The sequence below is a fragment of the Cohnella cholangitidis genome (assembly GCF_014107495.1).
Taxonomy (GTDB): domain Bacteria; phylum Bacillota; class Bacilli; order Paenibacillales; family Paenibacillaceae; genus Cohnella; species Cohnella cholangitidis.
In genome coordinates, this window is sequence record NZ_CP041969.1 from 5535699 (window position 1) to 5558043 (window position 22345).

At 53.9% G+C, this 22345-nt stretch carries 20 protein-coding genes, 3 pseudogenes and 1 riboswitch; of the genes and pseudogenes, 22 read left to right on the forward strand and 1 reads right to left on the reverse strand.

Annotated elements, in window-relative coordinates:
• Nucleotide 1 precedes the first annotated feature (1 nt).
• From efeB to FPL14_RS25350, 7 genes are all read left to right on the forward strand, one after another.
• Entirely contained in the window at nucleotides 2–1249 is a 1248-nt protein-coding gene (gene efeB / locus FPL14_RS25320) for an iron uptake transporter deferrochelatase/peroxidase subunit (RefSeq protein WP_182300331.1), read from the forward strand.
• Between the two features lie 142 nt (nucleotides 1250–1391).
• Nucleotides 1392–2666 carry a methyl-accepting chemotaxis protein gene (locus FPL14_RS25325; protein ID WP_182300332.1) on the forward strand — a complete coding sequence of 425 codons (1275 nt, stop codon included), beginning with the start codon at nucleotides 1392–1394 and terminating at the stop codon, nucleotides 2664–2666.
• Between the two features lie 22 nt (nucleotides 2667–2688).
• Nucleotides 2689–3471: an NUDIX domain-containing protein gene (locus FPL14_RS25330; RefSeq protein WP_229263669.1), complete on the forward strand. Its 783-nt coding sequence runs from the start codon at nucleotides 2689–2691 to the stop codon at nucleotides 3469–3471.
• Nucleotides 3472–3505: 34 nt separating this feature from the next.
• Nucleotides 3506–4951: a nicotinate phosphoribosyltransferase gene (locus FPL14_RS25335; RefSeq protein ID WP_182300333.1), complete on the forward strand. Its 1446-nt coding sequence runs from the start codon at nucleotides 3506–3508 to the stop codon at nucleotides 4949–4951.
• Between the two features lie 113 nt (nucleotides 4952–5064).
• Nucleotides 5065–5907, forward strand: a complete 843-nt coding sequence (locus FPL14_RS25340; RefSeq protein ID WP_182300334.1) for a DegV family protein — start codon at nucleotides 5065–5067, stop codon at nucleotides 5905–5907.
• A 152-nt stretch (nucleotides 5908–6059) separates the two neighbouring features.
• Complete coding sequence (locus FPL14_RS25345) at nucleotides 6060–6989, forward strand: ankyrin repeat domain-containing protein (RefSeq protein ID WP_182300335.1); 930 nt, start codon at nucleotides 6060–6062, stop codon at nucleotides 6987–6989.
• Between the two features lie 42 nt (nucleotides 6990–7031).
• Nucleotides 7032–7892: a hypothetical protein gene (locus tag FPL14_RS25350; RefSeq protein WP_182300336.1), complete on the forward strand. Its 861-nt coding sequence runs from the start codon at nucleotides 7032–7034 to the stop codon at nucleotides 7890–7892.
• Nucleotides 7893–7979: 87 nt separating this feature from the next.
• Here FPL14_RS25350 and FPL14_RS25355 read toward each other — a convergent pair whose 3' ends face one another.
• Nucleotides 7980–8381: a hypothetical protein gene (locus FPL14_RS25355; RefSeq protein ID WP_182300337.1), complete on the reverse strand. Its 402-nt coding sequence runs from the start codon at nucleotides 8379–8381 to the stop codon at nucleotides 7980–7982.
• Between the two features lie 364 nt (nucleotides 8382–8745).
• Between FPL14_RS25355 and FPL14_RS30140 the strand changes: the two are divergent.
• The 15 genes and pseudogenes from FPL14_RS30140 to wrbA all read left to right on the forward strand — a co-directional run.
• Nucleotides 8746–8907: pseudogene (locus FPL14_RS30140) on the forward strand (YiaA/YiaB family inner membrane protein); the annotation flags it as partial.
• A gap of 63 nt (nucleotides 8908–8970) precedes the next feature.
• Nucleotides 8971–9159, forward strand: a pseudogene (locus FPL14_RS30145) (YiaA/YiaB family inner membrane protein); the annotation flags it as partial.
• An 88-nt stretch (nucleotides 9160–9247) separates the two neighbouring features.
• A riboswitch (cobalamin riboswitch) is annotated at nucleotides 9248–9433 on the forward strand.
• 202 nt (nucleotides 9434–9635) lie between these two features.
• Nucleotides 9636–10701, forward strand: a pseudogene (cobT, locus tag FPL14_RS25365) (nicotinate-nucleotide--dimethylbenzimidazole phosphoribosyltransferase).
• Nucleotides 10698–11798, forward strand: a complete 1101-nt coding sequence (locus FPL14_RS25370; RefSeq protein WP_324617844.1) for a cobyric acid synthase — start codon at nucleotides 10698–10700, stop codon at nucleotides 11796–11798. The pseudogene cobT and the gene FPL14_RS25370 overlap by 4 nt, the downstream one beginning before the upstream one ends.
• On the forward strand, nucleotides 11749–12300 hold the full coding sequence (locus FPL14_RS30625; RefSeq protein WP_324617845.1) for a hypothetical protein: 552 nt from the start codon (nucleotides 11749–11751) through the stop codon (nucleotides 12298–12300). Before FPL14_RS25370 ends, FPL14_RS30625 begins: the two co-directional genes overlap by 50 nt.
• Entirely contained in the window at nucleotides 12297–13430 is a 1134-nt protein-coding gene (gene cobD, locus FPL14_RS25375) for a threonine-phosphate decarboxylase CobD (RefSeq protein WP_182300338.1), read from the forward strand. Before FPL14_RS30625 ends, cobD begins: the two co-directional genes overlap by 4 nt.
• Entirely contained in the window at nucleotides 13431–13985 is a 555-nt protein-coding gene (locus FPL14_RS25380) for a bifunctional adenosylcobinamide kinase/adenosylcobinamide-phosphate guanylyltransferase (RefSeq protein WP_182300339.1), read from the forward strand.
• Nucleotides 13982–14737 carry an adenosylcobinamide-GDP ribazoletransferase gene (gene cobS, locus FPL14_RS25385; RefSeq protein WP_182300340.1) on the forward strand — a complete coding sequence of 252 codons (756 nt, stop codon included), beginning with the start codon at nucleotides 13982–13984 and terminating at the stop codon, nucleotides 14735–14737. Before FPL14_RS25380 ends, cobS begins: the two co-directional genes overlap by 4 nt.
• 25 nt (nucleotides 14738–14762) lie before the next feature.
• Nucleotides 14763–15485, forward strand: a complete 723-nt coding sequence (locus tag FPL14_RS25390) for an adenosylcobinamide amidohydrolase (RefSeq protein WP_182300341.1) — start codon at nucleotides 14763–14765, stop codon at nucleotides 15483–15485.
• The gene (gene cbiB / locus FPL14_RS25395; RefSeq protein ID WP_182300342.1) at nucleotides 15482–16489 is read left to right on the forward strand and encodes an adenosylcobinamide-phosphate synthase CbiB; all 1008 of its coding nucleotides are present in this window, start codon (nucleotides 15482–15484) and stop codon (nucleotides 16487–16489) included. Before FPL14_RS25390 ends, cbiB begins: the two co-directional genes overlap by 4 nt.
• A gap of 69 nt (nucleotides 16490–16558) precedes the next feature.
• The gene (locus FPL14_RS25400; protein WP_182300343.1) at nucleotides 16559–17224 is read left to right on the forward strand and encodes an SOS response-associated peptidase; all 666 of its coding nucleotides are present in this window, start codon (nucleotides 16559–16561) and stop codon (nucleotides 17222–17224) included.
• 494 nt (nucleotides 17225–17718) lie between these two features.
• On the forward strand, nucleotides 17719–20082 hold the full coding sequence (locus FPL14_RS25405) for a response regulator (protein ID WP_182300344.1): 2364 nt from the start codon (nucleotides 17719–17721) through the stop codon (nucleotides 20080–20082).
• Nucleotides 20083–20096: 14 nt separating this feature from the next.
• Complete coding sequence (locus FPL14_RS25410; RefSeq protein ID WP_182300345.1) at nucleotides 20097–20468, forward strand: response regulator; 372 nt, start codon at nucleotides 20097–20099, stop codon at nucleotides 20466–20468.
• Between the two features lie 28 nt (nucleotides 20469–20496).
• Nucleotides 20497–21564, forward strand: coding sequence for an HD-GYP domain-containing protein (locus FPL14_RS25415; RefSeq protein WP_182300346.1), 1068 nt, complete (start codon nucleotides 20497–20499; stop codon nucleotides 21562–21564).
• 34 nt (nucleotides 21565–21598) lie between these two features.
• Nucleotides 21599–22213 (forward strand): NAD(P)H:quinone oxidoreductase, encoded by a 615-nt coding sequence (gene wrbA / locus FPL14_RS25420; RefSeq protein WP_182304161.1) that lies wholly within the window; start codon nucleotides 21599–21601, stop codon nucleotides 22211–22213.
• Nucleotides 22214–22345 lie beyond the last annotated feature (132 nt).

The following is a 22345-nucleotide window of genomic DNA, read 5'->3' on the forward strand; positions in this document are numbered from 1 at the left end:
AATGGATTCCAAAAATAAACAAGAGGGCATGTCGAGACGCGACTTCCTGAAAATCTCTGCTTCGGTAGGAGTCGGACTTGCGATCGGCGCATCCGGGATGGCGGCGATCGAGAATGCCGTCGCTCCCGCCGACAAGACGGCGAACGGAAGCGGATACGAGCCTACGGATGAACGTATCCCGATGTACGGCGAGCATCAAGCGGGCATTATTACGCCGCAGCAAACCTACATGTACCTGGCTAGCTTTCGCTTAACGGTAACGGACCGCGACGCCCTTATTAAGGTGCTGCGCGATTGGACGAAATTCAGCGATCTCAGCACGGCGGGCGGCACGATGAGAACGGGAGACAACCCACTGCTGCCCCCGTCGGATACGGGAGAGACGCTGGATCTTCCCGCATCGAAGCTGACGGTCACTTTCGGGTTCGGTCCTACGTTCTTCAGCTTGGATGGGAAGGACCGGTTCGGCATCGCCCATAAAATTCCCCGCTTCCTGAAGGATATTCCGAGAATGCCAAGCGATAATCTCGATCCTCTCATGTCGGGCGGAGACATATGCATTCAAGTGTGCGCGGAGGATCAGCAGGTCGCTTTCCATGCGCTGCGTAATTTCATTCGGTTATCCATGGGTTCGGCGACGTTAAACTGGATGCAAGAGGGCTTCATTAGCGGCGGCCAATCGGGACAAACGCCCCGCAACCTGTTCGGCTTCAAGGACGGTACCGCGAATGCTCTTCATCAGACGCCGGACGGATACAAGGATGTCGTATGGGCAGGAGAAGACGAGCCTGACTGGATGCGCGGCGGCACGTACATGGCTTATCGCAAAGTGCGCATGTTCCTTGAAGTATGGGATCGGTCGTCGCTAAGCGATCAGGAAGACACGTTCGGCAGATATAAGGAATCCGGCGCGGCATACGGCAAGAAGGGCGAGTTCGACACGCCCGATCCGGCGCAGATGCCGATCGCGTCCCATGTCAGGTTGGCCAAAGAGTCGAAGCAGCTTATCCATCGTAGAGGTTACTCTTATACGGCGGGAGTAGACCCGAGAACGGGCAACGTGGATGCGGGGCTATTATTCATTAGTTATCAGAGAAATCCTGAAGAGCAGCTTCTGCCGATGCTGAAGCTGATGCAGAGCAAGGATGCGCTTAACGAGTACGTGTCCCACGTGGCGAGCGGGTTGTTCGCTTGTCCGGGAGGCTTGCGCGAAGGGCAGTACATCGGTCAAACGATTTTGGAATCATAACGGTGGTTAAATACGGGATTGGGCAGAGACGATATCTGCTCGATCCCTCTTTTTGTTTGCATCAAAGTGACATTTATCACAGTCGCATATTGTTAACAGTGGTTTAATTAGGATGACATCTAGGTTACGGAGGAGAAGCCTCATGCAAAAGAAGTTCGGCATCGTCAAGAAGATGGTTATCGGCATTACTGCCGCTTCCGCGGTCACTTACGGGACAAGCGCCTTTTTCCTGCTCGTTCTGAAAGACGTTTTCTCTTTCTTGCCTGGCTGGTTGTTCGTTTTACTGACTCTTGTGTTCGGAGTGTTCTGGACCGGATTATTCGGATATTTAGCCGCGAAGTGGTTGTTGCGTCCCCTATTATCGTTGACGCTGGCTGCGGAAGAAGCGGCAAAGGGGAATCTCGGCGTCAAGGTCGTCACGAATCCATCGAACGACGAGATGCAAGCGCTCGGAGAAGCATTCGAGCAGATGTTAGGGCAGCTAAGGATCATTATTGCCGGAATCAAGGATAACACGCGCCTTACGGATGCTCACGTGAGAGAACTGCAGGAAGCGATCGGTCAAGCGACGGGGCAGATCGAGCAGATGACGAACGAATCGGAAGCGATAACGTCGGGCACGCAATCGCAAGCGGAATCGGCGGAACGGTTGCATCATGACGCGGAGACGTTGTCGGACGCGGCCGATCGGATGAGCGAGGAAGCGTCGAACGCTCGCGAGAGGGCATGGCATATGAACAAAGCCGCCAAACAAAGCGAACAAGTGTTTCAATCGCTGGTCGGGGGCATGAAGCAACTGTCGGTGCTCAATCGGGAAGCGATGGACGTCGTGGCTACGCTGAACGGATACGCGAACGAGATCGGTTCGATCTCCAGCGTCGTCGGGGATATTGCAGATCAAACGCATCTGCTCGCTCTGAACGCTTCCATCGAAGCCGCTAGAGCGGGGGAGGAAGGACGAGGATTCGTCGTAGTCGCCCAAGCGGTCAAATCGCTCGCGGATGAAAGCGCCGTATCGGTCAAAAATATACGTAAACTTATTCTTCAACTGCAGGAAGAAGTATCGAGAGCGGTCGGACACATTCGAACCCAATACGAAGTGTCCGAACGGGAAGCGAAGATGGGCGAAGAATTCGCGGCGGCGTTCCGCGAGGTCAACGCGGAAGCGCAGCAGGTCGTCGGGATCGTGGAAGCGATGGCCGGGGAACTGACCCTACAGGCACAACAGGCTACCGAACAGTTGAACGAAGCGCGTCGCGTCGCCCAAGTCGCGGAGCAAATTAGGCTTGGCGCGCAGCAAGTATTCTCGGCCTCGCAGGAACAGACGGCGGTCATGCAGGAAATATCCGCTTCGACGGACTCTCTGCGAGCCAAGTCCACCGATTTGCGGAGCAAGGCGGATTTCTTCCGGTCATAATTTGATGGAGGATGTGAGCCAGATGAAGATGTTAAAAGTACCGATGAATAGAGCGACGACCGTTGCTCCCGGCAAATATCGTACGCCGGACGGAGCGCCCGCCGACATCGTGATTTTCACGATCACTTCCACGGAGCGCAAATCAAAGAAGAAGTCGCTTCCGCGAAGAGAGCTTAAAGTGTTGTTGATCAGGAGGAAAAATTGGCCGTTCGAAGGGCAATGGGCGTTGCCGGGCGGTTTCTCCGAGCCGGCCGAATCGATGTACGAATGCGCGAAGCGGGAGCTGCGGGAAGAGACGGGGATCGTTCCTCAACATCTGGAGTATCTCAACGTTTACAGCCGCTTGGGCAGGGATCCGAGAGGCTGGATGATCTCCCACGCGTTCGTCGCGCTGCTGAACGAAGCGCACCTAGCATATCGCTCCGCCGGAGACGACGCTTCCGAATTGGGATTGTTCTCGGTCGAGGAGGCGTTAAAGCTGCCGCTTGCTTTCGACCATAATGAAATTTTGAAGGATGCGTTGGATCGCGTTCGTCAGAAGATGTTAACGACGACGATCGCTAAGGAGCTGCTGCCGGAGCAATTTACGATGAGCGAGCTCTATCACGTCATCGTGACGGTAGTGCCGGAATTCGAAGAGAAAAATTTTATTCGCAAAATTACTTCAACCCAAAGCCGCAAGGGTATACTGGAAGAAGTGAGGGACCATTACGGACAGCTCAAAGGTTCCAATCGCTATTCCCAGAGAACCGCGCAGCTTTACCGGTTCACGGATTATCAGCCTCAGCTGTCCATATACAGCTAGGCTTTTTTTTTACATGCGAGAGGAGCCGTTTCCGATGAATTCCGAGAACCTGACATTGCATACCGACAAATATCAGATCAACATGATGTACGCGCATTGGAAGAGGGGATCGCTGAACGACAGGGCCGTCTTCGAGGCTTATTTCCGTAAACTGCCCTTCGGCAACGGATTCGCCGTGTTCGCGGGCTTGGAACGAATCGTCGGCTACATCCGCGATCTGACCTTTGACGATGAGGCTATCGGTTACTTGCGGGTGCAGGAAGAGAACTACGAGGAGGGCTTTCTTGAAGAGCTTCGCCGTTTCCGCTTTACGGGAAACCTGTACGCGATGCGGGAAGGGACGATCGTATTTCCGAACGAGCCGCTCATTCGGGTTGAAGCGCGTATTTTCGAGGCCCAGTTGATCGAGACGGCGATGCTGAATTTCTTGAACTATCAAACGCTAGTCGCAACGAAAGCGTCGAGGATTAAGCAGGCGGCTCCGAACGACCTTCTTCTTGAGTTCGGGACTAGGCGGGCCCAGGAAGCGGACGCGGCGATATGGGGGGCGAGAGCGGCTTATGTAGCGGGTTTTCACGCCACCTCCAACATGCGGGCGGGCATGATTTTCGGCATTCCGACTTCGGGCACTCACGCGCATTCATGGGTTCAAGGACATGACAGCGAGGAAGAGGCGTTCAGGCAATTCGCGGAAGCGTTGCCGGATCACGTGATCTTGCTCGTCGATACGTTCGATACCTTGAGGAGCGGAGTGCCCAATGCGATCAGGATTGCGGCCGAGCTGAAGCGCCGTGGCAAAAGCTTGAAAGCGATTAGGCTGGACAGCGGCGACCTGGCTTATCTTTCGAAACGCGCGCGGATCATGCTCGACGAAGCCGGATTTCCTGACGTTAAAATCGTAGCCTCCAATGATCTCGACGAGAACATTATCGCGGAGCTCAAGGCGCAAGGGGCGCAAATCGATAGTTGGGGCGTCGGCACGCAATTGATTACCGCTTTCGACCAGCCGTCGTTAGGCGGGGTGTACAAGCTCGTAGCCCGGGAGAAGAACGGACAAATGCTGCCGGTTATTAAGATTTCCGGCAATCCCGAGAAAATATCAAACCCGGGCATCAAGGACGTCTACCGCATCGTTAGCAAGAAGACCGGGATGGCGGAAGCGGATTATATCTGCATGCCCGAGGAAGAGGATATTCGCGCCGGAACGCCGATCAGACTGTTCGATCCCTTACACGCGCACCGGTTCAAAATTGTCGACGATTACGCGGCTATCCCGATGTTGCAGCCTATTTTCGTCCGGGGAAATCCGGTTTACGAACTGCCAACGCTGGACGACGTCCGCAGCTATCATCGGGATCAGCTCGCCCTATTCTGGCCGGAGCATCTGCGAAAGCTGAATCCGGAAATGTATCGCGTCAACTTCAGCCGCAAAGTTATCGACCGGAAGCTGGAGCTTCTTCAACGGTACCAAGAGCAATAAATCTGGCAAACTTATAGGAAATAAGTAGTAAGTTGCCATTAGCTAGAGCGGAATGATAGACTATAACGATAGCCAGTCGCAGACTTACACCAAGCGAAAGCAGGATGACTCCCGTGAGCATAATAAGAGTAGTAACCGATTCCACAGTCGATCTGTCCGATGAGATTTTACAGGAGCATGGCGTAGAAGTCGTGCCGTTATCGATTACCATTAACAACGAAACCTACTTAGACCGCGTGGATATTACGCCGACGGAATTTATCGCGAAGATGCAGCAATCGAACGAGCTTCCGAAGAGCTCGCAGCCCTCGGCGGGCGCATTCTTGGAAGTATACGACCGGCTTGGCGAGGACGGCAGCGAAATTATCTCTATCCATATGACCGGCGGAATGAGCGGAACGGTACGATCCGCGGAGATGGCCGCGGAGATGTCCAATTCCAAAGTAACCGTCGTGGATTCAAGATACATTACGAAGGCGCTCTCCTTTCAAGTGCTGGAAGCGGCCGCGATGGCGAAGATGGGTAAAGGAATGGCGGAGATCGTGGAGCGCCTTAATCAGATCCGCCAGCAAACCCGTTTGTTCGTGGTCGTGGATACGTTGGACAATCTAGTGAAAGGCGGCCGCATCGGCAAAGGCAAAGCCTGGATCGGCTCCTTGCTGAAGATCAAAATCATCGCCTCGCTCGATGGCGGCGAATACACTCCCGTCGCGAAAGTGCGGAGCAAGGCCCATGTCATCGATTATTTGGCGAAGGCGTTCGCGGAGGACGTCAAGGGCAAAGCGATCAAAGGCGTCGGCCTAGTTCATGCCGCGGGCTTCGAATTAGCGTCCAAGCTCAAGGAAGCGATTATCGGGCTGACCGGCTTCGACAAGATCAGCATCGAGGACACTACGCCGATTATTAGCACGCACACGGGCGTCGGCGCGATCGGTTTTACTTATTACTTCGAGTAGCGGTTATCCGCAATGGAATATTACGAATGCAAGCCAATCTTTGGTCCTCTGCGGGGTCGAAGATTGGTTTTTTTGTCACGGGGAAGGAAAGGATTTCCATGTCTTTTGTCGAATATGTGATTCGAAACCTTCGGGAATGGGAGCGATGTCCAGTGGCAATTTTGATCAACAAGCGTCATATCGTATTTATCGGGTTAGCGATTCTCGTTCTGTTCGCGTTAATTCCGCATACAGCGGCAGAGGCCAAGGAAGGCGCAGCCGCTCCAACGTTATACATTGACGGGAAACCCGCGGAATATAAGCAATTAAAGGTCAACAAACGGGTCGAAAATATGATTTCGATGAATACCGCGACGACAAAGCTTAATCTGAAGCTGAAATGGGTAACGAAGAACAAGGAATGGATTTTATCGAATGCCGGCCACACGATCCGAATGAAGCTGGATTCGACGACCGCGACCGTCGATTCCAAACAACAGAAGATTACGACGCCCGCTATCGTGAGTAACGGTACTCTATATCTTCCGTTAAGGTTTATTGTCGTTTCAGGCGGCGGGAAGTTCCATAACAACGCGGATATGCCCGTGTTTTGGGTGCTTTCCGCGGATCAGAACGCTCTTACGTCGGCGATCATGAGAAATAACGCGGATGAAGCAAAGTTATTGCTTAAGGATTGGAAGGATGCGACGATCCCGTTGGCTTTGGATGGAACGATGCCCTATAACTATGCCGTGCATAGCGTTGAAATGACGGAGTTGCTTCTGGATAAGGGGTTTCCGGTCAATTATCGGGACAATGAGTACGCTAACGTCGTCATTCGCAAAGGAGCATCAACGCTGCTCAATCAAGCCGCCTCTTATGGCGAGATCGAAGTCGTGAAAGTGCTGCTCGATCATGGCGCGGATCCGAACTTGAAGGACTCGGACGGCAGTTGGAACGCGGTGGAGTCCGCCGTCTGGGGCAGGGATCAAGCCGGAAGCGAATTATTCGCGCTCTTGGGCTACGACGCAACGGTCGAAGACTACGACCGGATTATCGAACTGTTGCAAGAGAGAATGAAACAAGGGGAGAAACAAACTTGAGAAAAGCTAAATTCTTTTTCTTTCATTCTATTCGCCTGCATCTTGTTCGTACCGACGCTAAGCGCCAATGCAGCTGAAACCGGCTCGGAGCCGGCAGCGGACATCGAGTCGTTCGAGCCGACCGTTTTGCCTAAGCCGCCCTTTCAATATTATATGAGCAAATTCGCGAATGCTGGACCGAATGCCAAGAAAACGGCGAAACTTACGCTGACCCAAAAATCGGTCAAAAGTTTCCCGTTCGACCAAAGTTATGAGGATACCGCGGCATTTGCGGCCAAGGAGTATACCGTTCCGAATTCTTTTCGGTCGATCGCAGGGAATTTGCCGGAAGGTACCCCTATCGAATACCGCGGAGAGATGCTCGTAAGGGCGATCAAAGGAAAAGACCGCGTATTTCTTATTTACGGACAAAACTTCGGGGAAAATCGTTATTTGGTCGCCATGGACAAGACGATGACCAAGACGCTGTATGCGTACGATTTCATTCATTACGCTTATTCTCCCAAGTACGTGGAGGCAGATTACGATTATATTTATCAGCAAATCCAGTGGGCCTACGAAGAGGACGGCATTCTCTACGTCTCGAATAGCCATAGGACTTATGCCAAGAGCTCGAAGGGAATGAACGGATACATTACGGCGATCCGCCTTGCCGACAATAAACTGTTATGGAGATCCGCGTCGCTAGTCAGCAACGCGCGGAGCTTCGAAGTCGTCGGGGACGTGATTGTGTCGGGTTACGGCTTCACGGCGGAGAAGGATTATCTCTACCAGCTCGATAAGAGAACCGGCAAAACGCTAGGCAAAGTCGCCTTGAAGGACGGACCCGACTATATCGGCAAACAAAACAACGATATTGTCGTATACGGATATTCGGTCGTGACCCGGTTTAAAGTTAAGTGATATCGTCTTCAAGCAGAAACCTCCAACCTCCGCTGGTATAGGCGGGATTGGAGGTTTTTCCTAACCTATCGGACATCGTTTCCTATCCTATTTTGTATAAGAGATCGTTACCGAGGTTTCGCCTTTGACTTCGGTGGATTTGGCAATCGTGAGGTAGAAAATCCAAGAGGGGGTGTTGCCCGTGAGGGAGACGCTGTCGGCAACGGGTTCATCTTCGTAGTCATACTTCTTTTCTTCCAGTTTGTTGCGATAGATCGTCGCCGTTTCTTCCAATCCGCTTGCGACGCGGAACGACAATTGGTAGAAGCCGTCTCCTTTCGTTACGCCGTCTCCCGTCCGTACGGCCGTAATCCCTTTGGCACCGTCCAAGATCGGAATATCCGCAGGCACATCCGCCGGCAGCTTGGTAACCGGGTCGGTCGCGATCGCGGATGCCGCAGGCGGCTTCGCCTTATTGTCGGTACCGTTTGAGTTCAACAGATTAGCCAAGTCTCCGCATCCGACGAGAATAACGAGCAACAGGGCAGAGAGCCCGATCGATCGTAATTTTTTGCCGAGTTCATGAATTCGCTCCTTTGCTGGGGGGTATTGATACAAATCGTATCAAATATTCGGAGCTTAAGCAACGATTTGAATGGAAGGTACCATAATAAGTTAGTACTATTCGCGCCATGCTTCTCCTCGTATGATTGCATTAACAACTTAGCGACTTAACAAGTTGAAGCAATCATTCCTAGGAGGACTTCAAATGGAAAATCAAGCTTCGAATACATCCGTTCATCCCCAGCCGAACGCATTTCACGGCCGCATAAACAATTTCTATCGCCGCAGGAATACGCCGACTTATACGTTTATGGCTTGGGCGGCTTTCGTCCTCGCGTTCGGCTTCGAGTTCGGCGGCATCTACTCTTTGAAACAGCCGCTTTCCGTTAAAGGTTATTACGCCGCTGTCGCCATTCTTCTCATTATTACCGCTTTCGTCCTGCAGAAGGTGATCAGGGACAATGACGAAGATCAATACTTGCGCGAACAGAATCCTCATCATCGTAGACGCAATACGTCGGCGTTCACTTTCCTCTCTTGGGTCGGTTTCATCTTGGCGATCGCCTTCCAATTCATCGGCTTGACCACGCTGGAAGAGCCGTTCTACGTCGTCGGTTATTATGCGATCGCCGCCGCGTTCCTTATCGTGACGAGTCTGGTGCTGCAGAAGACGATCCGGGACAACGAGGAAGACAAGCTGAACAATGGGACAATGGAAGGGTAGGGGAATTGTTGGTGCAGTGCATCTGTTGTTGCATTCATGGACGCCGAGGGCTATAATTCCAAGTGATTGATAGCTTCCAAGAATTGAATAGCCTTCTAAGCCTCAGGGTGCCTTCCGCTAGTAAGCGATAAGGTTAAAAGGGAAGCCGGCGAGATTCCGGCACGGTCCCGCCACTGTGATATAGGACGGCATCCGCCTACGGTAGTTCGAGTGCCGATCGGGGAGGTGCCGGAAGTCTATTAGTCAGATGACCTGCCCGGGGCGCAGCAGACGAAATCCTTCGCGGATAAGGATCCGGCTCACTCGGGAATATTACCTATCGCACGTAGAACTTTCGTTTCCCTGTTTGCTGACCATCAGTCCGTTTAGTACGGACTGTTTTTTTGTTTTGAGACATTCATAGCGAGTAGATTGATCGCTGCAACCGGTTGCGGCTCAACGAAGGCACTAAATCTATTTCGAGAGGAAATGAACGAATGAGCTTGAACGTCCCTTCACGAATTCAGGAAATGATTGATTCCATTAAGCCGCTGGACCAAGACGCAATGGAAGCCGCGCAGCAGCGGTTGGATAGTTTGACGAAGCCGCCGGGCAGCCTAGGCAAGCTGGAAGCCGTGGCCAAGCAAGCGGCGGGAATCACCGGAGAGAGCTTGCCGGACTTGTCGCGGAAAGCGGTAATCGTCATGGCCGGCGATCACGGCGTTTGCGAGGAAGGTATCAGCGCCTTCCCCGCCGAAGTCACGCCCCAGATGGTGCTTAACTTCTTGGGAGGCGGCGCGGCGGTCAACGTGCTGGCCCGCCACGCGGGAGCCGACGTCGTCTGCGTCGACATCGGCGTGAACGCGGACCTTGCGCACCCCCGATCTCGTCGCGCGCAAAGTCCGCAAGGGCACGTCTAACATCGCCCGCGGAGCGGCGATGTCCCGAGAAGAGGCGGTCCTAGCCATCAGCGTTGGCTATGACCTCGTATCCGAGCTCGCGGCGCAAGGAACGCGCGTCTTCGCCACGGGCGAGATGGGCATCGGCAACACGACGCCGAGCGCCGCCATCCTGATTGCTCTGGCGGGATTGTCGCCGGAGCAAGCGGTCGGCCGCGGCACGGGCATCGACGATGCCCGCCTGCTGCACAAGCGCGCCGTAATCGAACGCGCGCTTCAGGTCAATGCCGCCGACCCGGCGGACCCGCTGGACGTCCTCGCGAAGCTCGGCGGCCTGGAAATCGCCGGCCTCGTCGGCGTTATTCTCGGCGCGGCCGCGAATCGGGCCGTCGTCGTCATCGACGGCTTTATCTCTTCCGCCGCCGCGCTAGTGGCAAGCCGCTTAGCGCCGTTGTCGGTTCACTATATGGTCGCTTCGCATATGTCGCTCGAGCAAGGACATGCCCGAATGCTCGAAGCGGTCGGGCTGTCCCCGATGATTCAGATGGATATGCGGTTGGGCGAAGGGACCGGAGCGGCGTTATGCTTCCATTTCTTCGACGCCGCAGGTAAAATCATGAGAGAAATGGCAACCTTCGAGAGCGCAGGGGTATCGCAATCATGACGTGGAAGCCCTCTTTCGCCGGACTTCGGCCAGCGCGGACCCTTATGATCCAAGGCACGGCTTCGGACGTAGGCAAGAGCATTATTACGACGGCGTTATGCCGTATTCTCGTACAGGACGGCTTGTCGGTTGCTCCCTTCAAATCGCAGAACATGTCGTTGAACAGCTATGTGACCCCGGACGGCAAAGAAATCGGCCGAGCACAAGGGATGCAAGCCGATGCATGCGGAATACCCGCAACGACGGATATGAACCCGATTCTGCTCAAACCGACGACGGACCGGGCTTCGCAAGTGGTCGTGCACGGGAAGCCGTACCGGACTATGGATGCTTTCAGTTACCGTCGCGAGTATTTGGCCGAAGCGGGAATCATCGTGCGCGAAGCGCTCGATCGGCTTCGCGGCGAACACGACGTCGTCGTGCTTGAAGGCGCGGGCAGCCCGGCGGAAATCAATCTCAAGGACCGCGACATCGTGAACATGCGGATGGCGGGCTGGGCGAACGCGCCGGTTATTCTCGTGGCGGATATCGATCGCGGCGGAGTGTTCGCGTCCATCGTTGGAACGTTGGAGTTGCTGGAACCGGAAGAACGGGCCAGGGTGAAGGGGTTCATCATCAATAAATTCCGCGGGGACGTCGCTTTGCTGCAGCCGGGGTTGGATTGGCTAGAGCAGCGGACCGGGAAACCGGTGCTGGGCGTCATTCCTCATATCGATAGCTTGAAATTAGAGTCGGAAGATTCCTTGTCGATCCAGAAGCTCGCTTCGGCAAAGAATTCGAATGAGGCGTTGCTCGATATCGCCGTCCTCCGATTTCCGCGGATCGCCAACTTCACGGATATCGATCCACTAATCGCGGAGCAAGATACTTCCGTACGATACGTGACGCGGAGAGAAGAGTTCGGTAATCCCGATGCGGTCGTTCTGCCGGGCAGCAAAAATACGGCGGAAGATCTGCTGTTCTTGCGCGAGACGGGTTTGGATCGATTGTTGTTGGATTACCGGGAGCAAGGGGGGATGGATCGCGGGAATTTGCGGCGGTTATCAGATGCTGGGGGAGAAGCTGCTCGATCCCGACCGTATCGAATCCGCAAATGAAAGCTTGCCGGGTTTAGGATTCTTTCCCATGGAAACCGTATTTACGCCCGATAAGAAAACCGAGCGAGTCGCAGGCCAAGCTCTGGGTTGGCCGATTAAGTACGCGCAGGCCGAACCTATGCAATCTTCGAATCTATCGATCGAAGGTTACGAGATACATATGGGCAGATCTTCATTTATTCATGCTACCGAGCATCCCATGACGATAGGCATCGCAAGAGGAGAGCCCGCTGGACGAACTGTGCATCAAGAAGGCGCCCGCTCAGCGAACGGTAAAGTTTGGGGTACTTATATCCATGGCATTTTGCATAACGACGAGTTCCGGCGCAACTGGCTTAACGCCATTCGCGAGAGCAAAGGTTGGTTGCCGCTTGCCGGAGAGTTGCGCTTCAACGAGCAGAGAGAAGCCGAGTTTGACCGTTTGGCGGAACATGTACGACGGTTCACGGACATGCAGGCCATTTATGCCATCATGAATTTCAGCGAGGAGGCCGACCAATGAGCGGCAATCAAACGACGACAAGCGAGCTGGAGCCTTTCGGACATGGAGGGGACATCGAGACGGCATCCGGCCGCTTCGGCATACGATCGGATGCTTGGCTCGATTACAGCGCGAACATTAACCCGCTCGGTCCGCCCTCTCAGGTGATGGCCGCGCTTAACGATGCGTTTCGTTCTATCGTGAATTACCCGGATCCCGGTCATCGGCAGCTTAAGCAACTGCTGGCCGACAAGCTCGCCGTGACAACGGACAAGCTGATCATCGGTAACGGCGCGGCCGAATGCATGGCCCTTGCTCTATTGGGCTTGGACATTCGCAAAGTCGGCGTCGTCGCTCCTTGCTTCTCGGAATATACCCAGCTAGCCGAAGATTTCGGCGCGGAAGTGTATACGATTATAGGCCGGGAAGAGAACGGTTTTCGAGCGGAGCTTGCCGACCTTCTGCCTTTGCTAGCCAATGTGGATCTGCTGTTCCTCGGGCATCCGAACAATCCGACGGGACTTACCTATTCGTTGGATCAACTAAGGTCGATCGCTCGCGGCGCGGAGCAATCGTCGACCTATCTCGTCTTGGACGAAGCATTCATCGATTTCATCGCTCCCGATCAACGCGCGACGCTATTGCCGGAGCTGGACAACTACCCGCATGTCATCTTGATTCACTCCATGACGAAATTTTATGCCATCCCCGGACTTCGGTTAGGGTATGCCATCGCCGAGCCTCGGCTCATCGAACGGATGGCGCGCAAGCAAGTGACTTGGAGCGTCAACGGTTTGGCGCTTCTCGCGGGACAAGCATGCCTGCAACCGGAAGTGGCAACCTACGAAGAGCAAACGCGGGAGCTCATCGCCGGAGAGCGGGAGTTCCTGCGGGAACAATTGGTACACGGGTTAGGATGGCAAGTATGGCCGGGCGAAGCGAACTTTTTGCTGGTCAGGGTTGCCGCGCCATGGACCGCCAGCCTGTTGCAGCAAGCATTAGGGCCTAAAGCGGTCATGATTCGCAGTTGCGCCATGTACGAAGGGCTAACGGAAAGGGATATCCGCATCGCGGTACGCGGAAGAACGGACAACGAGCGGTTGCTGCAAGCCTTCCGCGAAGTGGATGAAGCAAGAGAGGGGCTTCGGTAGATGGACATCGTAATGGTTACCGGAGGCGTTCGCTCAGGCAAAAGCGCCTATGCGGAAGAACTGGTCCTTGAGCGATCGAGAAGGTTAAGCTATCAAGCCAAAGTGTTATACGTGGCGACGGGGATGCGTTCCGACGGCGAGATGAAAACGCGAATCGAGGCTCATAGGCTTCGCCGCCCGGACACTTGGGATACGCTTGAGGCTCCAGACGAGTTAAGCGCCGATTCCTACCGCGGCTACGATATCGTCCTCGTCGATACGTTGTCGGCATGGATCGGCAATCGGTTGATGGCCGTGCCGGATGAGCATTGTAGGGACGCCGGTACGACGTCGTTCATCCAATCGGAAATCCAGAAATACATAGACGAACTCAGAAATTCGAAGCTCCGCGCGGCCGTCATCGTCACGGATGAAGTGGGCTGGGGAGGAGTCGCGATGTCGCCGCTCGGCCGCTGGTTCCAAGACGTCATCGGCGAGGCGAATCAAAAGCTGGCAAGCCGCGCGGATGAAGTCGTTGCCGTGATTAGCGGGTTGCCATGGAGGCTGAAGGGATGAACGCATTCTGGCAAGCGGTAGGTTTCTTGACCCGTTTTCCCGTACCGGCTAAAGCGCAAACGACGAAAGGCTGGGACAGCAGTCCGCGCTATTATCCAATCGTCGGACTTTTGCTCGGAGCGGTTCTCTGGCTAATCGGCTGGCTTGCGGAACTAGGCTTCGGATCGATCGGTTTTACCGTTACCGCGGCGGTAACGGTCGCTTGCTGGATCTATTTGACCGGAGCGCTTCATCTGGACGGCTGGATGGATTTAGCGGATGGATTAGGCAGCCACCGCAGCCGCGAGCGGATGCTGGAAATTATGAAAGACAGCCGCGTTGGGGCGATGGGGGTTGTCGCGGCGATCGTCCTGATTATCCTTAAGGTCGCGGCTATACAACAATTGGCCGTACATGAGGAGCTCGGCGTTCTGTTGATCGTTCCCGCCATGGCAAGATTCGCGCTTGTGGGGGCGATCTATGTTTTTCCATATATTACGGCTCAAGGTCTTGGAAGCGGCTTACGCGACGGGGTTACCCGTTGGAGCTTATGGCTTAATCTGCTCTTGCTGTCGGGCGTGTCGTACGTCGTTGCCGGGATTTCCGGAGCTCTCGTTCTGGGTGGAATGCTTATAGCCGCATGGGTCTTCGGACGATCGCTCGTTCGCAAGCTGGGCGGGTTCACCGGCGACGGATACGGAGCGCTAGTCGAAGCCATGGAGACGTTCGTCCTGTTGCTGTATCTCATCCTACTGAATCATCCTATCTTTTAACAGAACAGGAGCTTATGAGAACGATATGACTCAACCTTTTCGCGATATTTCCGTTAAGAGTTACCTCTCCCCATTGTGGCCGGAGCTGGATATTCGGTTTGCGGAGGAGCATGTGCTTATTCGCAGCGAGAAGCTCCATGAAGTCGTCAGCAATGCGCCTTACCGCGGCGGACTAAGCAACGGCAACCATTTCGTGAATTGGAAAGTGCCTAGAAGCTACGATTGCTCGGACCCGGAAGCGATGATGGCGTACGAGATGCATAAGTGGGGTTATCCCGCGCAATCGGCGATCGGGTTGCAGACGGCCGCGCATATTACTCATACCTCGTTCGCGGAGGAGTCCGGGGACGAGTTCAAGCTGCTCGTGTGCGCGTCCGCCGGAACGGGAAATTCTGCTAGGGCGGGATTGATTCGAGAGACGTTCTCCGCGTACGTTCCGGGTACCGTCAACATCATGATTTTCGTTGATGGCAAAATGACGCCAAGCGCGATGGTGAACGCGGTCATCAGCGCAACGGAAGCGAAAAGCGCGGCGTTCGACGATTTGCGAATTCAAGATTACAGCCACGAGCGCATCGCAACCGGCACGACGACCGATACGGTGCTTATCGCCGTAAGCCAGTCCGACTCGTTCCTGCCCGTTCACCGGTATGCGGGAGCGGCTACGACGATCGGCAACGCGATCGGCCGGCTAGTCTACGAGACCGTTCATGAAGCCGTTCGGACGCAAGGAGAAACGTCCTCATGATAGTAGCGGCGATATTATTAGGAGCCTATGTCATCGACTTGGCGATAGGGGATCCGAGGTCGTTGCCGCATCCGGTCGTCGGGATGGGGCATGCGATTCGGAAGCTGGAGAAACCCCTTCGCGGGTTGGCTGGCAGGCAATGGTTCGGAAAGATAACGGGTTCTTCGCCGACTGAGGACGCGGAGCCGGGAGATCGGGCATTGAAAATCGTCGGGATCGCTTTCCCGTTCTTGTTGGCGGGAGGTTCGTTCGCGATCGTATGGCTGTTGCTGTATATGCTAGCCCGTATCCATCCGTGGCTTGCTTATGCGATCGAAGCTTGGCTCATCGCGACAACGATAGCGACCAAAGGGTTAGCGGATGCCGGGATGGACATCTACCGGCTGCTGAAGCAAGGAGATCTGCCGAAAGCACGTTACTCCTTGTCCATGATCGTCGGTCGGGATACGGACAAGCTGAACGAGGGCGAGGTCACTCGCGGCGCGGTAGAAACCGTCGCGGAGAACATCGTCGACGCGATCCTGTCGCCGCTGTTTTTTGCGCTTATCGGCGGTGCTCCCTTAGCGATGGCTTATCGGGCCGTGAATACGCTCGATTCGATGGTCGGATATAAGAACGAGAAATACCTTCATCTTGGCTGGGCGTCCGCTCGCTTCGACGACGTGGCGAACTGGGTTCCGGCGCGCTTATCGGCATTGTTCATCGCGATCGCCAGTTTCGCGCTGCGACTGCCGTTCAAACGGCCGATACGTACAGTGGCTCGTTACGCCAAGCTGCATCCTAGCCCGAACAGCGGGTTTCCCGAATCCGCCGTCGCGGGATCGTTAGGCATTCAATTGGGCGGGATCAACTATTACAAAGGCGTCATCTCCGACAGGGCAAGAATGGGAGAACCCTTAAATCCGCTGGAAGCGGAGCATATTCGATTGACGGTAAAGCTCATGTACGCCTGCTCGGCGATATTCGTCGTGGTTTTAGCGATCGCGGCAATCATTATTTGGTAGACCTACATAATTTTCCACTTATCGGCTCACACTGTTTACGAGTAAATTCGTGGAAGTGAGCTGATCGAAATGTGTAATCGTTTTTCGCTAACGGCTGAACTGTCGGATCTTACCGAGAATTTCCGCATTGACCGGGTTCACGTGCCTTACCTGCTGCGTTACAATATTGCGCCAACCCAACAGATCCCGATCATCCAGCAGATCGGGGAGGAACGCTGTTTGAACCAGCAGCGATGGGGCTTGATGCCCTATTGGGGCAAGAACTCGATCAATGCCAACGTCGACACGCTAGGCGACCGGAAATATTTGCGCGCGATGTTGACGAAGAAGCGGTGCGTCGTCCCTTGCAGCGGGTTTTATATTTGGAAGCAGGAAGGGAAAAGCAAGAGCGCTTGGAGAGTCGTGCACCGGAAAAAATCCACGTTCGCGATGCCCGCCCTGTACGATGTATGGTTAGATTCGGAGAAGAACGAATTCCCGATGTGCACCGTTATTACCAGGGGGTTGTCATTCGAGACGGACCAGCCCTTGCCCGTCATTCTGGACGACGAATCGTTAGAGTTATGGCTGAATCCGGAGGAAACGCGGATCGATGTGCTCCAGTCTATGCTTCAGTCGCTGCCCGACGCCGATTTCAGATCCTACCCGGTCACGCCGTTCATAGAGAACTCGTCATGGGAAACGCCGGATTGCATCGAGGAGGTTCATCCTTCGCTGGCACTAGTGAAAATTTAGCGGATGTCTTGGTAAGCAGCTACGCCTCCATGGGCAGTAGCTGTTTTTTTGCGGTTAGACCGCTCCCAGCGGCTAAGAGGGTGGAGAATTCCCTGAGAACCGGAAATAGACCGCTCCCAGCGGCTTAGAAGGCTCAAAACTCCCGGAGAACCGGAAATAGACCGCTCCCAGCGGCTTAAAAGGCTCAAAACTCCCGGAGATACGGAAATAGACCGCTCCCAGCGGCTTAAAAGGCTCGAAACTCCCGGAGATACGGAAATAGACAGCTCCCAGCGCCCTGCTCATAGTGACATGTAGGTATCGTTTTTGGCATAGTAAGCGATTTGGGCGGCATTGGCTGCTTTTTTTGTTGGCTGCAAAGCTCGAAAACAGTCGAAATTTGTTGATTAAACACGACAATTATGGTTCAATTTGTGTTGAATCTCGCGAAAATATTTCCAGCGAAACGAAGGTCGTCGACCTCGCTTACGTGATGGAAGAAGAGAGGGAATGCAGTGGAACACGTTCACGGTTCATATGACAAGCTGTTAGTTATTTTTTCTTATATCGTTGCCGTCGTTGCTTCTTATACGGTGTTGGATTTGGCCGGAAGGGTAAGCGAGACGACCGGGAGAAGCCGTGCGCTATGGCTCTCTTTCGGCGCGATAGCGATGGGAATGGGCATTTGGTCGATGCATTTCGTCGGGATGATGGCCTTCTCGCTGCACGTCCCGGTCGCTTACGATCTCGTTATCGTTTTCTTGTCGGTTCTTGCCGCGATCATTGCGTCTTTTGTCGCTCTATACGTAGTTAGCCGCGGTCGGTTAACGATCGCCCGTTTGCTTGGAGGCGGATTGCTGCTCGCGACTGGAATTTCGGCGATGCACTATATCGGAATGGCGGCCATGCAGATCGACATTACCTATGATCCGTTGTTTTTTACGCTTTCCATAGTCATTGCGATCATCGCCTCTATTGCAGCCTTATGGCTCGCGTTCTACTTCCGCAAAGGCGCGGATAGCGGAGAAGTGTGGAAGAAGCTCGGCAGCGGATTGATTATGGGAGCGGCAATCGTAGGGATGCATTATACGGGGATGACGGCTAGCCGGTTTCATGTGGGCAGTAAATCGATGTTATCCTCGGGAATGATTCTCGACCAGAAGTGGTTGGCGTATTTCATAGCGGGTGGAACTTTATTTACGCTAGGATTATCGCTGCTAGGGATATTCGTCTCGAAGCGGTTCTCGCACAAGGATTCGGAGCTCCAAGAGAAACAGAATGAAATTTATATAATGAATCAAGAACTCCGGGCGCTTAACGGGAATCTTGAAGCTTTGGTGGCGGAGCGAACGGCGCAGCTGGAGAAAGCCCACGACGAAGCGATCCAAGCCAATCTTATCAAGAGCCAGTTCTTGGCCAATATGAGCCATGAGCTAAGAACTCCGCTTAACGCCATTATCGGTTACAGCGAGATGCTTAAGGAGGAAGCGGAAGAGTTAGGCGAGCCGACCTTCGTGGACGACTTAGGCAAAATCAGCAAATCCGGCAAACATCTATTGGCGCTCATTAACGATATTTTGGACATTTCCAAGATCGAAGCGGGCAAAATGGACATTTACTACGAGTCATGCGCGTTAACGGAACTGCTGAACGATGTTATCTCGACGGTCAATCCGCTTGTGGAAGGGAACGGGAATCAACTCCTTACTCAATTCGCGGCCGGCGAGATGATCGTCGACGTGACGAAGCTAAGGCAAATATTAATCAATTTACTTAGCAACGCCAGCAAATTTTCCAAGAACGGGACGATTACGTTCGAAGTCCATCCCCAAGCCGACCAGGGCAGAGACGGCTACTTGTTCAGCGTTACCGATACAGGTATTGGCATGACGCCGGAACAGCTCGGGAAGCTGTTTCAACCGTTCTCGCAAGCCGACTCTTCCACGACGCGCAAGTATGGAGGGACGGGGCTGGGGCTGGCGATCAGCCAACGCTTCTGCCATATCATGGGCGGCGACATTAGCGTCGAAAGCCAGCCCAATCAAGGCAGCACGTTTAAGTTTTGGCTTCCGGCTTCTCCTTCCAGCGAACCTGCGACGGCCGATTTCGCGGAGTTTATCAACGGGGACAAGCCCGAGGATTCCAGCCAAGTCAGCATTCTGCTCATTGACGACGAACCGATTAATCAGCAAATCTTGCGCAGCTACTTGTCTAAGGAAGGTTGGACGCTGGCATTCGCGGAGACCGGTCAGGAAGGGCTTAAGCTCACGAAGGAGCTGCGTCCCAAAGTCATCTGTCTGGATATCCTCATGCCGAGCATGGACGGCTGGAGCGTATTGACGGCTCTCAAGAATGATCCGGAATTAGCCGATATACCCGTTGTCATCATGTCGTTGACGAACGATAAGCAGCTGGGATACTCGCTCGGCGCGTCCGAGTTTCTGACGAAACCGGTGCAGCAGGATCGTCTTATCGCGGTCATGGACAAGTACATTTCCAATCGCAACGAACACTCCGTGCTCGTCATCGAGGACGATGCGACGACAAGCGATCTGATGACCAGAGTGCTGCAAAAAGAAGGTTATGCGGTCAGGCAGGCGCACAACGGAAGAGTTGCGTTGGAAAGCATGGCCAAAGAAGCTCCCTCTTTAATTTTGCTAGATTTGATGATGCCGGAAATGGACGGCTTTCAATTCGTCGAAGCTCTCCGCAAACGAGAAGCTTGGAACAGAATTCCGATCGTCGTCGTAACTGCGAAGACGATCACTTCCGACGACCGACTGAAATTGAACGGCTACGTAAAAAGCGTCATTCAGAAGGGATCGTTCGATCACAGATCGTTATTGACGGAAATTCGCCAGTTCATGACAGGCGCTTAAGGAGCATGGAGAAAATGCATACCGTACTATTAGTCGAAGATAACGAACTAAACCGCGATATGTTGTCGAGGCGTCTTATTCGCAAAGGGTTCAAGGTTATCGTAGCTGAAGATGGGCAACAAGGGGTCGAACTCGCGACTGTTCATCGTCCGGACTTGATTCTAATGGATATGAGCTTGCCGATATTGGACGGTTGGGAAGCTACTCGACAATTGAAGAGCGCTTCCGGGACGAAGAGCATTCCGATTATCGCGTTAACCGCCCATGCGATGGCGGGCGACAAAGAAAAAGCTTATCAAGCCGGGTGCGACGATTTCGATACGAAGCCGATCGAGCTGAGCAGGCTGCTGGAGAAAATGGAAGCGGCGTTATCGGCTCCGCAATGAACAGCAAAAGGCGAAAGGTGAGAATACGATGGATAAGCTCGAGCTTAACCTAGCGAAAATATTAATCGTGGACGATCAAGAGTACAACATAAGCCTAATGGAGCGGATTCTCGTTCGAGCCGGCTTTCAACACATTCATAGCACGATGGATCCGCTACGAATCGAGCTTATGCTGGAAGAGATCGAGCCTGACATCGTGCTGCTGGATTTGCACATGCCGGGCATGGACGGGCTTCAAGTGCTTAAGATGATCCGCGAACGGACCGGTCTAGAAGGCTATTTACCCGTTTTGATGCTAACGGCGGATACGACATCCGAGGTCAGGCAGCAGGGCTTGCAGGCTGGGGTGAACGATTTTCTAACCAAACCTTATGACAGGGTGGAAGTTATTCTCCGTATTAACAATTTGCTTAGAACGAGGTTCCTCCATCTTGAGCTGCAGCAGAACAATAGCACTCTTGAGGAGAAAATTTTGAAACGGACGAACGAGCTGCAGCTAGCGAAATTCGAAATTTTGCAGGTGCTCGGGCGTGCGTCGGAATACCGCGACGACATGACGGGACAGCATACTCAGCGAGTAGGGGATCTGTCCGCATTGATCGCAAGCCAAATCGGACTGCCGAAGCAGCAGGTCGAAATGATTCGCATGGCGGCGCCTTTGCACGATATCGGCAAGATCGGCATCCCCGACGAGCTGCTCTTAAAGCCGGGACGATACGAACCGCATGAATTCGAACGGATGAAAGCCCACACGACGATCGGCGAGGGTATCCTGCAAGGAAGCTATTTCGATGTGCTGAAGCTGGCGGGAGTTATCGCAAGATCGCATCACGAGAAGTGGGACGGAACCGGTTATCCCCATGGCCTGAAGGGCGAAGATATTCCTATCGAAGCACGGATCGTCGCACTCGCCGATTTCTATGACGCGCTCACTCACGAACGCCCTTACAAAAGGGCTTGGACATCCGAGGAAGCACTCGCCGAAGTCGAAAGACAGAGAGGGCTTCATTTCGAACCGAAAATCGTGGATGCTTTTATTCAACTGTACCAGGGAAACGAGAATGAATATTTCAAGGCTGCGGGAGGGCAATCTTAAAGGGGTACGCACATATCCCAAGGAGATGATTCCCCTGTCAGACGTCAAGCTCGCGGTCATTTATTATAGCTCCACCGGCACGAACTATCAGTTGGCGCAATGGGCGGCGGAAGGGGCGAAGCAAGCGGGAGCCGAAGCGAGAGTATTGAAGGTGCCCGAGCTCGCTCCGGATGCCGCTATCGCCTCCAATCCGGCATGGAAGGCGCACGTAGATGCTACCAAAGACGTGCCTACGGTCGCGAATGCCGATTTGGAATGGGCGGATGCCTATATTTTCTCCGTGCCGACCCGGTTCGGAAATATGCCGTCGCAGATGAAGCAATTTTTCGATACGTTGGGCGGATTATGGTTCCAGGGTAAGTTGGCCAACAAAGTCGTTAGCGCGATGGCAAGCGCGAGCAACGCGCACGGAGGCCAAGAGGCGACGATTCTGTCGCTCTACACGTCCATTTACCACTGGGGAGCGATTGTAGCCGCTCCTGGGTATACCGATCCCTCTGCTTATACGTCCGGAGGCAACCCGTACGGGACAAGCGTAACCGTCGACCAGTCCGGGAAGATGGTGGAGGACGTTCGAACCGCCGTCATTCACCAAGGCAATCGGACGGCGACTGTGGCGGGATGGGTAAAGAAGGGGCTGCAAGGGTAACATAACGCGTAGACTACGAATGCCGATCTTGTCGCACCGGAGAGAGCGACGGGATCGGTTTTTATATTGAATCGGGTATAGGATACGTGTACACTTAGCTTACGCTTGTACATGCGTACATCATGAGAGGGA